This is a genomic window from Phycicoccus avicenniae (assembly GCF_050496545.1).
Taxonomy (GTDB): Bacteria; Actinomycetota; Actinomycetes; order Actinomycetales; family Dermatophilaceae; genus Phycicoccus; species Phycicoccus avicenniae_A.
Genome location: NZ_JBNVZV010000031.1, coordinates 16,159 through 28,316, shown reverse-complemented (window position 1 = coordinate 28,316; position 12,158 = coordinate 16,159). Strand labels below are relative to the sequence as shown.

At 74.4% G+C, this 12,158-nt stretch carries 10 protein-coding genes; 5 read left to right on the top strand and 5 right to left on the bottom strand.

The window, feature by feature from the left end; translation table 11 throughout:
* Positions 1-10 precede the first annotated feature (10 nt).
* Positions 11-424, bottom strand: a complete 414-nt coding sequence (locus ACQZ2A_RS19180; RefSeq protein ID WP_430214230.1) for a hypothetical protein — start codon at positions 422-424, stop codon at positions 11-13.
* 302 nt (positions 425-726) lie between these two features.
* Between ACQZ2A_RS19180 and ACQZ2A_RS19175 the strand changes: the two genes are divergently transcribed.
* A complete protein-coding gene (locus ACQZ2A_RS19175) occupies positions 727-975 on the top strand; it encodes a WhiB family transcriptional regulator (protein ID WP_030527568.1) in 249 nt (82 codons plus the stop codon).
* A gap of 76 nt (positions 976-1,051) precedes the next feature.
* On the opposite strand, the gene ACQZ2A_RS19170 is transcribed toward ACQZ2A_RS19175, so the two are convergent.
* The 4 genes from ACQZ2A_RS19170 to ACQZ2A_RS19155 form a co-directional block, all read right to left on the bottom strand.
* Positions 1,052-2,524 (bottom strand): sensor histidine kinase, encoded by a 1,473-nt coding sequence (locus tag ACQZ2A_RS19170; RefSeq protein WP_430214227.1) that lies wholly within the window; start codon positions 2,522-2,524, stop codon positions 1,052-1,054.
* A 26-nt stretch (positions 2,525-2,550) separates the two neighbouring features.
* Positions 2,551-7,464 (bottom strand): NAD-glutamate dehydrogenase, encoded by a 4,914-nt coding sequence (locus ACQZ2A_RS19165; RefSeq protein ID WP_430214225.1) that lies wholly within the window; start codon positions 7,462-7,464, stop codon positions 2,551-2,553.
* Positions 7,465-7,616: 152 nt separating this feature from the next.
* On the bottom strand, positions 7,617-9,038 hold the full coding sequence (locus ACQZ2A_RS19160; RefSeq protein WP_430214223.1) for an aminotransferase class I/II-fold pyridoxal phosphate-dependent enzyme: 1,422 nt from the start codon (positions 9,036-9,038) through the stop codon (positions 7,617-7,619).
* Positions 9,028-10,200 carry a M20/M25/M40 family metallo-hydrolase gene (locus tag ACQZ2A_RS19155; RefSeq protein WP_430214221.1) on the bottom strand — a complete coding sequence of 391 codons (1,173 nt, stop codon included), beginning with the start codon at positions 10,198-10,200 and terminating at the stop codon, positions 9,028-9,030. Before ACQZ2A_RS19155 ends, ACQZ2A_RS19160 begins: the two co-directional genes overlap by 11 nt.
* A gap of 33 nt (positions 10,201-10,233) precedes the next feature.
* On the opposite strand from ACQZ2A_RS19155, the gene ACQZ2A_RS19150 reads away from it, so the two are divergent.
* From ACQZ2A_RS19150 to ACQZ2A_RS19135, 4 genes are all read left to right on the top strand, one after another.
* Entirely contained in the window at positions 10,234-10,728 is a 495-nt protein-coding gene (locus ACQZ2A_RS19150) for a GNAT family N-acetyltransferase (RefSeq protein WP_430214220.1), read from the top strand.
* A gap of 74 nt (positions 10,729-10,802) precedes the next feature.
* Positions 10,803-11,102, top strand: coding sequence for a hypothetical protein (locus ACQZ2A_RS19145; RefSeq protein ID WP_430214219.1), 300 nt, complete (start codon positions 10,803-10,805; stop codon positions 11,100-11,102).
* On the top strand, positions 11,099-11,620 hold the full coding sequence (locus ACQZ2A_RS19140) for a hypothetical protein (protein WP_430214217.1): 522 nt from the start codon (positions 11,099-11,101) through the stop codon (positions 11,618-11,620). The genes ACQZ2A_RS19145 and ACQZ2A_RS19140 overlap by 4 nt, the downstream gene beginning before the upstream one ends.
* A 43-nt stretch (positions 11,621-11,663) precedes the next feature.
* A complete protein-coding gene (locus ACQZ2A_RS19135; protein WP_430214216.1) occupies positions 11,664-12,158 on the top strand; it encodes a DUF2505 domain-containing protein in 495 nt (164 codons plus the stop codon).

Genomic DNA, 12,158 nt, shown 5'->3' with positions numbered 1-12,158 from the left:
ACGGCCGTGCTCACTCCGGGTCGTCGAACTCCACGTCCGGGACCCGGGCGACGAACGCCGCACCGAGGGCCAGCAGGGCGAGGACCAGCACGAGCCAGCCGAGACCGGTGCGCCCTGCCTGCAGCAGGCTGATGCCGACCGGCAGGACGAGCAGGTTCCACACGATGGTCGGCGTGCGCGGCCATCGCGCCTCCCCCAGCCAGCCGCGCGCGAGCAGCCCGAGCCCGAGCGCGCCGATCGCGATCAGCACCGCCGACATGACCACCCGGCCGGCGTCGCTGCCCTCGCCGACGACGAGCTCGTAGACGTAGAAGACGGCGAAACCGAGCAGCGCCAGCGCCTGACCTGCACAAAAGACGGCGGCGGTCCGACGGGGTCCGGAACCCGCCTCCGGGGCGGTGTGGAACGGCGGGTTCGCAGGCACCACCGCAGCCTATTCGAGCGCTACGCTCGGGCCTCGCGTGGTCCTACCCCACCCCTCGGGAACACGTGACCCCTGTCCACCCGTTGAGCCGGCGTGACGACCGACACCCGGACCCACCGGGGTATCCCCCTAGCCGCGATTCCTCACGTCACGGTAGGGTAACGCTACGGACGTCTGTGCTGCTCACGGACGTCCACGGGCTGCAACGGCGCATCCCACCGAACGCCGACCCCGCATCCCACCGTGACTGCCGGTGTCGCGACCGACTTCCCTGCACATCCCCGACCAAGGAGCCCCATTCCATGGACTGGCGCGACCGCGCTGCCTGCCTCGACGAGGACCCCGAGCTGTTCTTCCCGATCGGGAACACCGGCCCGGCGATCGCTCAGATCGAGGAGGCCAAGGCTGTCTGCCGTCGGTGCGAGGTGCTCGACACCTGCCTGAAGTGGGCCATCGAGTCCGGTCAGGACGCCGGCGTCTGGGGCGGCATGTCCGAGGACGAGCGCCGCGCGCTCAAGCGGCGCAACGCCCGCGCCCGCCGCGCCGGCTGACACCTCCCCGAGGCACACCACCACACGTACGCACGCGGCGCCCCCGGCTCCGGCCGGTGGGCGCCGCGTCGCGTGCTCAGACCGGCCGCAGCGTCGCGACGAACTCGACGCGCGTCCCGCTCGGCTCGTTGTTCTCCCACCGGATGCGTCCGCGCAGGTCCTGGACGAACGAGGTGACGATCCGCGTCCCCAGCCCGGCGAGCCCGGGCCGGAACCCCGCGGGCAGCCCGGCGCCGTCGTCGCTCACCGTGACGCGCAGCTCGTCGCCCGCCTCGGCGGCCCGCCGCTCGACGGCCACGGTGATCGTGCCGTCGCGGTCGGCGAGGCCGTGCTCGACGGCGTTCTGCACGAGCTCGGAGATCACCATGGCCAGCGCCGTCGCGTCCTCGGCCCGCACCCGGCCGAAGGACCCCTCGAAGCGGGAGTCGACGTGGTGCTCCTGGCGCGCCACCTCGACCACGGCCCGCAGCCCCCGCAGCGCGATCTCGTCGAAGGCGACGGTCTCGTCGAAGCCGCTGCTCAGCGTCTCGTGGACCAGGGCGATGGTGGCCACCCGGCGCACGGCCTCCTCGAGCGCGGCCTTGGCGTGCTCTTCGGGCGCGCGGCGCGACTGCAGGCGCAGCAGGGCGGCCACGGTCTGCAGGTTGTTCTTCACCCGGTGGTGGATCTCGCGGATCGTGGCGTCCTTGGTGAGCAGCTCCTGCTCGCGCCGACGCAGCTCGGAGACGTCGCGCAGCAGCAGCATCGCACCGGTACGGACCCCGGCGATGGTCAGCGGGATGGCGCGCATCGTCACGGTCGCGTTCGCCGTCTCGACCTCCGTGCGCCACGAGGCGCGCCCCATGACGACGACGGCCAAGGACTCGTCGACCGCCCGGCCGCTCTCGGCGGCGAGGTCGGCGACCACCTTGGCCAGGGTCTCCCCCATCACGTCGCCGACGTGGCCCAGCCGGTGGATCGCCGAGACCGCGTTGGGGCTCGCGTAGCGGACGACGCCGTCGCCGTCGAGGTGGATGACGCCGTCCCCGACGCGCGGGGCGCCGCGGCGCAGCCCGGTGGGCGCCGAGGGCGAAGGGAACTCGCCGGTCGCCACCATCCGCAGGATCGAGTCGGCGAGGTCGCGGTAGGTCAGCTCCAGCCGGCTCGGGGTGCGCCCGCCGGTGAGGTTCGTGTGCCGGGTGAGCACGGCGATGACCCGCTCGCCGCAGAGCACGGGCACGGCGTCCTCGCGGATGGACATGTCCTCGCGCACCGTCGGCACCGGCGCGGCGACCATCTGCCGCCGGCGCGCAGCACCGTCGAGCATGTCGGCCCGGGCACGGCTCGAGGAGCGCCCGACGATGTCGTCGTAGAAGACCATCGGGCCGGTGTTCGGCCGCACGTGCGCCACGGCCCGCCACCCGTCCGGCCCGCCGCGCACCCACAGCACGAGGTCGGCGAAGGACAGGTCGGCGACGAGCTGCCAGTCCCCGACGAGCAGGTGCAGCCACTCGGACTGGGCCGGCTCGAGGTCGGTCGTCGTCCGCAACATCTCGGCCAGCGTGCTCACGCGGCCGAGCCTAGGTCACGGCGCGCTCAGCTCGAGGAGCCCACCCGGATGACGGATCGCAGCGTCCGCAGCGCCACCGAGAGGGCGGCGATGTTCGGCGCGTCCAGCCGGTCGATGCCCGACAGGGCCGCGGTCGCCCGCTCGACGGAGTCCTGGTTGCTCGCGTGCCACGCCTCGTACTGGGCCGCGGGGTCGTCCGTCGCCACGCCGGCCGCGCCGCCCGCCTCGAGGACCGAGCGGGTCAGCGACTCGAGCACCGCGTAGAGGTCGTCGCGCAGCGCGCCCCGCGCCAGGGCGTCCCAGCGGTCCTCGCGCGGCAGGCGGGTCACCTTGCCGAGCATGGTGTCGATGCCGAAGCGCTCCGAGACGAGGTAGTACAGCGGCGCGACGTCGGTGGGCTCGCGACCGGTGTCGGTGGCGATGTCGACGATGTCGAGCAGCGAGTACTGGTCGAGCAGCGAGGCCGCGTGCAGCGCGAGCTCCGCGGGCACACCGGCCTTCTCGAGCTCACCGGCCCGGCGGTCCAGGCGCTGGCGCTCCTCGCCGCGCAGCAGCTCGGGCACCGACGGCGCCAGGGTGTGGACGACCTCCGAGAAGCGGTCGATCTCGGACGCGATGTCCAGCTGGGCCGGCCGCGCCGTGAGGAACCAGCGCACCGCGCGGTCGAGCAGCCGGCGGAACTCGAGGTAGAGCGCCGTCTGGGCCGCGGTGGGGACCACGGTGTCGAGCTCCTCGACGCGCCGCACGAAGTCGGCGAGCCCGAACACCTCACGGCAGACGACGAAGGCCCGGGTCACCTGCTCGGGGCCCGCGCCCGCCTCCTCCTGGGTGCGGTAGGCGAAGGTGATGCCGCCGCGGTTGACCATCGAGTTGACCACCGAGTTGGTGATGATCTCGCGGCGCAGCGGGTGCTCCTCGAGCTCGCCCGCGTACCGCTCGCGGATCGGCGGCGGGAAGTACTCGGCGAGCGTGGTGGCGAACCACGGGTCGTCGGGGATCGAGCTCCCCAGGATGTCCTCCTTGAGCGCGAGCTTGGCGTAGGCGACGAGCACGGAGAACTCCGGGCTCTTCAGCCCCAGCCCGTCGTGCGCGCGCTTCTCGAGCTCGGCGTCGGCGGGCAGGAACTCGAGCCCGCGGTCGAGCAGGCCGCGGTCCTCGAGCCAGTGCATGAAGCGCTCGTGGACGGTGACCATCGCGTGCTCCTGGGCGCGCGCGTTGCCGAGCAGGACGTTCTGCTCGTAGTTGTCGCGCAGCACGTGCTCGGCGACGTCGTCGGTCATCGAGGCCAGCAGCTCGTTGCGCTCCTCGATGGTCAGCGCGCCGTCGCGCACGACCTCGCCGAGAAGGATCTTGATGTTGACCTCGTGGTCGGAGGTGTCGACCCCGGCGGAGTTGTCGATGGCGTCGGTGTTGACCCGCACGCCGTGGAACGCGGCCTCGATCCGACCCAGCTGCGAGAGACCGAGGTTGCCGCCCTCACCGACCACCTTGACGCGCAGCTCCTGCCCGTCGACGCGGATGCCGTCGTTGGCGCGGTCGCCGATGGAGAGGTGGTCCTCGGTGGAGGCCTTGACGTAGGTGCCGATGCCGCCGTTCCACAGCAGGTCGACCGGCGCGAGCAGGATCGCGTGGATGAGCTCGGCGGGCGTCATCGAGCGGACCGAGGCGTCGATCCCGAGCGCCTCGCGCATCTGCGGGGTGATGTCGACCGACTTCAGGGTGCGCGGGAAGATGCCGCCGCCCTCGGAGACCAGCGAGCGGTCGTAGTCGTCCCACGACGAGCGGGACAGGTCGAAGAGCCGCCGACGCTCGGCGAAGGAGGCCGCCGCCTCGGGCGACGGGTCGACGAACACGTGCCGGTGGTCGAAGGCCGCGACGAGCCGGATGTGCTCGGAGAGCAGCATCCCGTTGCCGAAGACGTCGCCGCTCATGTCGCCGACGCCGACGACGGTGAACTCCTCCGACTGGGTGTCGACACCCATCTCGCGGAAGTGGCGCTTCACCGACTCCCACGCGCCGCGGGCGGTGATGCCCATCGCCTTGTGGTCGTAGCCGGCCGAGCCGCCGGAGGCGAAGGCGTCGTCGAGCCAGAAGCCGTAGGACTGCGCCACGCCGTTGGCGATGTCGGAGAAGGTTGCCGTGCCCTTGTCGGCGGCGACGACGAGGTACGGGTCGTCGCCGTCGTGGCGCACGAGGTGCTCGGGCGGGACGACGGTGCCGGACACGCGGTTGTCGGTGAGGTCGAGCAGGCCGGAGATGAACATCCGGTACGCCGCCTTGCCCTCCTCCAGCCACGCCTCGCGGTCGGCGGCCGGGTCGGGGAGCTGCTTGGCGTAGAACCCGCCCTTGGAGCCGGTCGGCACGATGACGGCGTTCTTGACCATCTGCGCCTTGACGAGGCCGAGGATCTCGGTGCGGAAGTCCTCGCGCCGGTCGCTCCAGCGCAGGCCGCCGCGGGCGACCGGGCCGAAGCGCAGGTGCACGCCCTCGACGCGCGGGCTGTAGACCCAGATCTCGAACTGCGGTCTGGGAGCGGGCAGGTCGGGGACCTTGCGCGGGTCGAGCTTGAGCGAGACGTACGCGTGGTGCTCGGAGCCGTCCCGGCCCGGCTGGTAGAAGTTCGTCCTCAGACCGGCCCGGACCACCCCGAGGAAGGCCCGGATGATCCGGTCGTGGTCGAGGCTCGCGACGTCGTCGAGGGCGTCGAGGACGCGCTGGGCGGCCTCCTCCTCGGCCGTCGCGCGGGCCTCGTGGCCGGCGGTGTCGTCGGTGAACACGGTGGGGTCGAACCGGGTCTCCCACACGTCGACGAGGTCGCGCGCGATCTCGGGATGGGCGACGAGGGCGTCCTCGAGGTAGTCCTGCGAGTAGGTGGCGCGGGTCTGGCGCAGGTACTTCGCGACCGTGCGGAGCACGACCACCTGGCGCCAGGTGAGGTGCGCACCGAGGACGAGCTTGTTGAACCCGTCGCTCTCGGCCCGCCCGTCCCAGACGGCCGCGACGGCGCCCTCGAACAGGTCGCGCAGCCGGTCGTGCGGGCAGGCGTCCCAGATCGCGCTGTCGGTGACCCGCAGCCCGAAGTCGTACACGTGCAGGTCGGTGCCGTCGGCACGCTCGACGGCGAACGGCTGCTCGTCGACGACCTCGACGCCCATGTGCGTGAAGATCGGCAGGATGTCGGTGAGCGACAACGGGTCGGCGCGGAAGAGCTTGAAGCGGCGGATGTCGTCGGGGGCGCCCTGGGGGCGGTAGAGCGCGACGCTGGTGCCGCGGTCGGCCCCCAGCCGGTCGAGGTGGCTGATGTCGGCCACGCCCTGGACGACGGTGAAGGACTCCTCGTAGGCCGTCGGGAAGGCGCGCCCGAAGCGGTCCATCAGCCGGTCGCCGTCCTCCTCGCCGTGGGCCTGGTCGAGGGCGTCGCCGAGCCGGTCCGACCAGGTGCGGCTGGTCTCGACGAGCCGCTGCTCGAGGGCGTCGCGCTCGGCGCGGTCGAGGGTGCGGATGTGGTTGCCCTTGGCGACGCGCACGACGAACTGCAGTCGGGCGAGGGCGGACTCGCTGACCCGGGCGGCGAACTCGACCTCCTCACCGCCGAAGGTCTCCTTGAGGATGTCGGCCATCCGGGTGCGCACGGCGGTGTTGTACCGGTCGCGCGGGATGAAGACGAGGCACGAGGCGTAGCGGCCGAAGTCGTCCTCGCGGATGAAGAGCTTGGTGCGCCGGCGCTCCTGGAGCTGGGTGACCGCGAGGGCGGTCTCGTAGAGCTGGCTGACCGGCGCCTGGAACAGCTCGTCGCGCGGGTAGGACTCGAGGACGCCGAGGAGGTCCTTGCCGGTGTGGCTGTCCGGAGCCAGGCCCGAGCGGTCGAGGACGGCCTGCACCTTCTCGGCGACCAGGGGCACGCGGGTGACCGACTCGGTGTACGCGGTCGAGGCGTAGAGGCCGAGGAAGCGCCGCTCCCCCACCACCGCACCGCTCGCGTCGTAGGCCTTGACCCCGACGTAGTCGAGGTGGGCGACACGGTGCACGGTGGACTTCGAGTTGGCCTTGGTGAGGACGAGCAGGTCGTCGGCGTGCGCGATGCGCGAGGCCTCCTCGGTGAGCACCTCGGGGTCGGCCCCCTGCGGCGGGTCGGCCCGGAGCAGCCCCAGCCCGGTCCCGGTGACCGGCGAGATCACCTCTCCCGCAGGCGTCCGGTCGAGGGTGTACTCGCGGTAGCCGAGGAAGGTGAAGTGGTTGTCGGCCATCCAGCGCAGGAAGCGCGTGGCCAGCGCCACGTCGTCGGGGAGGGCCTGGGGCGGCGCGCCGCCCTCGAGCTCGGCGGCCAGCACGAGGCAGCGGCTGCGCATCTTCGGCCAGTCCTCGACCGCCTGCCGGACGTCCTCGAGGACCCCGCGGACGGTCCGCTCCAGCTCGGCCCGGCGCTCCTCGTCGCCCTCGCGGTCGATGGAGAGCAGCATCCAGGACTCGGCGAGCTCGCCGACCGCGCCGCTGCGGAAGGACTTCGTGATGTCGCGGTTCTCGACCGACTGCAGCTGCCCCAGCGCGTCGCGGACGACGACGAGCTGCGGGTGGATGATCAGGTGGATGTCGATGCCGGCCTGCACGAGGGCGCCGGTGACGGAGTCGACGAGGAACGGCATGTCGTCGGTGACGACCTGGATGATGGTGCGCGGGTTGGACCAGCCGTCGGTCTCGGTGCTCGGGTTGTAGATCCGCACGTTGGCGGTGCCCGGCGGACGGGTCCGCGCGAGCTCGAGGTGGCTGTGGGCGACACCGGCGAAGGTCTCGGCGTCCCGCGACGTCAGCTCGTCGAGGGGGGTGTACCGGTAGTACCGCTCGACGAACTCGCGCCCCCAGCCGTCCGGCGCGAGCTGCTCGTACGCTGCCGCGATCGGGGCGAGGATCTCCTCGCGGGTGGCTGCCGGGGCGGTCGACATGGTGCGGTCGCACTCCTTCGTCGGGTGTCACCGCGGTGGCGGTGGGAGACGTCCTCGTGTCCTCGCCCGAGACTAGCGACCCGCGGTGCGTGGGGGTCGGCGGGGACCCCCGGGGTTGTCTCGCCCACGGGACGGCCCGCGGCGGGGAGCGGTCAGCGGACGACGACGTCGAGCGTGCCGAGCGTCGGGTCTGCGGCGTAGGCGATGCGGCTCCCGGCGGCGCGCGCGGCGCCCAGGGCGGCCAGCGCCTCGGCCGTCACCACCTCGCCCGGCGAGAGGACCGGGATGCCCGGCGGGTAGGGCGCCACGAGCTCGGCACAGACCCGCCCCACCGCACCGGTGGCGGCGACCCGCTCGCGCTCGGCGAAGAAGGCCTCGCGCGGCGGCATCGCGACGACCGGGTCGACGGCCCACACACCGGACGGGGCGAGCGGGCGGGCCGGGCCCCGGTGCCGGGCGATCGAGGTCTCGAGGACGTCGGCGAGGGCGGCGAACCCCTCGGCGGTGTCGGCGAGCGTGCCCATCGCGACCACGGTGTCGCGGTCGGCCATCTCGACCGGCATCCCGGCCGCGAGCAGGTCCGCCTCCACCGCACCGCCGTCCGCACCGGTGCCGGGCAGGACGAGGACCAGCCGGGTGGGGTCGACGCCTGCTCCGTCGAGCACCAGCAGCCCCGGGATGCGGGCCAGCCGCGCCCGGGTCCCGGCCACCGCGGCCACGACCCCGCCGAGCAGCGCCTCGCCGTCCCGCTCCAGCAGGGCGCGGGCGGCGTCGGTGCTGGCGAGGATCGCGCCGGCCGGGCTGGTCGTGGCGGTGGCCTCGACGGCGGCGTCGAGGCGCGCGGGGTCGATGCGCTCCGAGCGGGCGAGGACGAGCGCGGCCTGCGAGACCGCGGGCAGCGTCTTGTGGGCGCTCGTGACGACGGCGTCGGCCCCGGCGGCCAGGGCGTGCGGCGGGAGCGCCGGGTGGAAGCCGAGGTGGGCGCCCCACGCGGCGTCGACGACGAGCGGGACGTCGTGGGCGTGGGCGACCGCGGCCAGCCCGGCGACGTCGCCGAGCGTGCCGACGTAGGACGGGTCGCCGACGAGGACGGCCACGGCGTCGGGCGCACGCCGCAGGGCGTCCTCCACGTCCTGCGGTGCGACGCCGATGGGCAGGCCGTGCGCCGGGTCGACGCGCGGGCGCACCCACACCGGCTCGAGCCCGGCCAGCACGAGGCCGAGGAGCATCGAGCGGTGCAGGGTGCGGGAGACGACGACCCGCTGCCCCGGCCTGCCGACGGCGAGCGCGAGCGCCTGGTTGCCGTGCGTCGAGCCGCCGACCGAGAAGCGGCACAGGTCGACCCCCCACGCGCGGGCGGCCCGCGCCTCGGCGTCGAGGAGCACGCCGCGCGTGAGGTGCATCGTGTCGAGCCCGGCGTAGAGCGGGACGTCCCCGGCGACGACGTCGCCGACGAGGTCGAGCCGGTGCTTGTGGCCGGGGATGGTGAAGGGGGTCGGCCCCTCCTCGTGGAACCGGAGCCAGGCATCGAGCAGTGGTGCGTCCGAACGCAGCCCGCGCGGGTCAGTCGGCATGCGCGGCCGCCCAGGTCTCCACGGCGGCGACGAGCGCGGCCGTGAACGCCCGGAGCTGGGTGAGGTCGAGCCACTCCTCGGCGGCGTGCAGGCCACCTCCCCCGGGCCCGCAGACGAGCGCGGGCACCCCGGCGGCCTGCCACAGCGGGGCCTCCATCCAGTACGGGGCCTCGAGCGGCTCCGCGGGTGCGGCGGCGCCGAGGGCTTCGTCCAGGGCGTCGGCGAGGTCGGCCGCCGGGCCAGCGGCGTCGAGGCGCCACGCCTCCCGCGCCACGAGGAGACGGGCGATGGCCTCCACTGTGGGGTCGGCGGCGCACATCTCCTCGAGCAGCGCCTCCACCTCGGCGACCGCACCGGCCGCGTCCTCCCCCGGCACGGTCCGCCGCTCCACGACGGCCCGGGCTCGCTGCGCCAGGACGAACGGCGACTCGCCCCCGGAGGCGACGGTGACCATCAAGGAGCCACCGCCGGCAGCCAGCTCCCGGCCTCGCTGCTCGACCGCGGCCAGCAGGCGGCCGAGGTGGGCCACCGCGTTGACGCCCTCCGCCGGCTGGGACGAGTGTGCCGCCCGGCCGCGCAGCCCCACCTCGACGAGCGCGTACCCGCGCAGCGAGGCGGTGCGGGCCAGGCCGGTCGGCTCGCCGACCAGCGCGACGTCGGGACTCAGCCCCAGTCCGGGCAGGGCGTCGACGACCGTCTCGGTGCCGAGGCTGAGGTCCTCTTCGTCCGCGACGAGCGCGAGCACCACGCGCGCGGGCGTCCCGCGGCGCACGAGCTCTTCGGCGGCGACGACCATCCCCGCGACGCCGCCCTTCATGTCGCACGCGCCGCGGCCGGTCATCCGGTCGCCCTCGACCCGGGCCGAGAAGGGGTCGGACATGCCCTCGACGCCGACGGTGTCGAGGTGCCCGGTGAGGACGACGGTCGGCCCCGGCCCGCCGTCCGGGCCGACGGCGACCAGGCTCGGCCGGTCGGGACGGCCGGGCGGCAGGAGGACGTGCGTGGTGAACCCCGAGGCGTGGAGCCGGGCCCGCAGCAGGGCGACGACCTCCGCCTCCCCAGCAGCGCCCGGGACGAGCCCGGGGTTGACCGAGTCGGTGCCGACGAGCACGGCGGCCAGGCGCACGGCCTCGTCGGCGAGGTCGGGGGCGTCGGAGGTCACGACGCCGACGCTAGCGGGACCTAGGGTCGGCGCATGGTCTCCCACCACGAGGCGTTGCCCTCGCGGTACGCCGGACGCGTGCTGGCCGTCCAGCGCGCCGCGTACGCCGTGGAGGCCGCGCTGGTCGGTGACGACCGGATCCCCGCACTGCACGAGGACCTGACCTCCCTGCAGGCCCGCCCGCTGCGCTGGCTGCTCGCCGACGAGCCGACCGTCTCCGGGGCCCTCGGGTACGAGCGGACCGACACCACCGCGACGATCGACCGGCTCGTCGTCGATCCGGCCCGGGCCCGCCGGGGCGTCGGCCGCGCCCTGGTCGAGGAGCTCCTCCGGCGCACGGGCGAGACCCCGGTCCACGTGTCCACCGGGAGGGACAACACACCTGCCCGTCGGCTCTACGAACGCCTCGGCTTCCACCGACTCGGTGACCGCGAGGTGCTCACGGGACTGTGGGTCACCGACTACCGGTCCTCACCGGATCCTCGACCACCGGCGTCGGGCGCCGTGGGGCTCGTCGACGACCGGTAGCCGCTCGTCACCCTTGCCGGCGGGCCTGTGGGCAACCCCACGGCGAGCGACCCGGACCCGGCTACGGTGGCGGGGTGCCCCCCGGCCCCGACCCGCTCCGTGCCCGCGCCGCCGCCCGCCGGCTCGAGGCGCTGCGGGCGCTGAGCGCCGACGCCGAGGACGACGTCCTGGCCAGCCTCGTCGTCACCGGCGAACCGGCCGCCCAGCGGGTGCTCGACGACTGGCTCGACCACGTCGCCGACGGCCTCCGGGCGCTCGGGGAGACCGCCGACGAGCTCCGCGCCGTCCTCGCCCCCTTCGTCCGGGACGAGCCCGCCGCCCACACCCATCGCGCCGACGTCGACGACCCCCTCGCGCGGGGGGCCGGACGATGACGCTCGTGCCCGGCGACCCGGGGTCGCTCTCGGCCTGTGCCGTCACCACCGGTGCCGCCGGACGCCGGCTCGCTGCGGAGGCGGGCGCGCTCGGCCCCGAGGTGGCCGCCCTCGGCGAGGGGTGGCCCGGGCGTGTCTCGGCCTCGATGCGGCGCCGGGGCGCCGCGCTCGCCGACGCCGGCGCCCTCGTGTCGCACGAGCTCGAGCAGGTGGCCGCGCTGCTCCAGGACCAGGCCACCGACCTCGCCGACCTCGGCGCGCGCGCCCGGGTCCTCGAGGAGCGGGCGGCGGCGGCCGGGCTCGAGATCCGCGACGGGCACGTCGCCTCCGCCTACGGTGTCCGCGGCGAGGCCGACGCCGTCACCGAACGCCGTCAGGGCGCCGCGGTCACGGGCCTGCAGGCCGAGCTCGACCTCGTCCTCGCCCAGCACCGCCGGCGCCGCGACTTCGTCCTCGGGGCGCTTCGCGAGTCCTCCGACCGCCTCGCCGCGCTCTCCCACGACCTGCGCCGCGGGTGAGAGGATCGCCCGGACCCACCGCCGACCCGAGAGAGGCACCCGCGTGCGACTGACGAGGCGAGAGCAGCTGCCGGCCACCCCCGAAGAGGTCTACGCCGTGCTCACCGACCCCGCCTTCCAGGAGGCGAAGTGCGCCGCCACGACCGAGGGCGGGGCGTACACGGCCGAGGTCACGCCGGGGGCCGTCGGCGACCGCGTGCACACCTCCCGCGAGCTCCCCGCGGACGGCCTCCCCGACGTCGCCCGCTCCTTCGTGGGCGCGACCCTGACCGTCGTCGAGGACTACGTGTGGGGCGCACCGGCCGCCGACGGCAGCCGCGAGGCGAGCGTCGACCTCCACGTCAAGGGCGCGCCGCTGACCCTCAAGGGCACGCTGCGCATCGTCCCGGACGGTGCCGGCTCGGCCGAGGTGCTCGACGCCGAGCTCAAGGCCAACGTGCCGTTCGTCGGCGGGAAGATCGAGAAGGCCGCGGCCGAGCCCATCAACGCCGCGATCGGCGTCGAGGTCGAGCTGCTCCGCGGACGCCTCGGCGGCTGA

Bases quoted from the DNA above. Each gene is read 5' to 3' on its own strand.
- ACQZ2A_RS19175 (WP_030527568.1), top strand. From the start codon at position 727: ATGGACTGGCGCGACCGCGCTGCCTGCCTCGACGAGGACCCCGAGCTG.
- ACQZ2A_RS19165 (WP_430214225.1), bottom strand. From the start codon at position 7,464: ATGTCGACCGCCCCGGCAGCCACCCGCGAGGAGATCCTCGCCCCGATC.
- ACQZ2A_RS19160 (WP_430214223.1), bottom strand. From the start codon at position 9,038: ATGCCGACTGACCCGCGCGGGCTGCGTTCGGACGCACCACTGCTCGAT.
- ACQZ2A_RS19150 (WP_430214220.1), top strand. From the start codon at position 10,234: ATGGTCTCCCACCACGAGGCGTTGCCCTCGCGGTACGCCGGACGCGTG.
- ACQZ2A_RS19140 (WP_430214217.1), top strand. From the start codon at position 11,099: ATGACGCTCGTGCCCGGCGACCCGGGGTCGCTCTCGGCCTGTGCCGTC.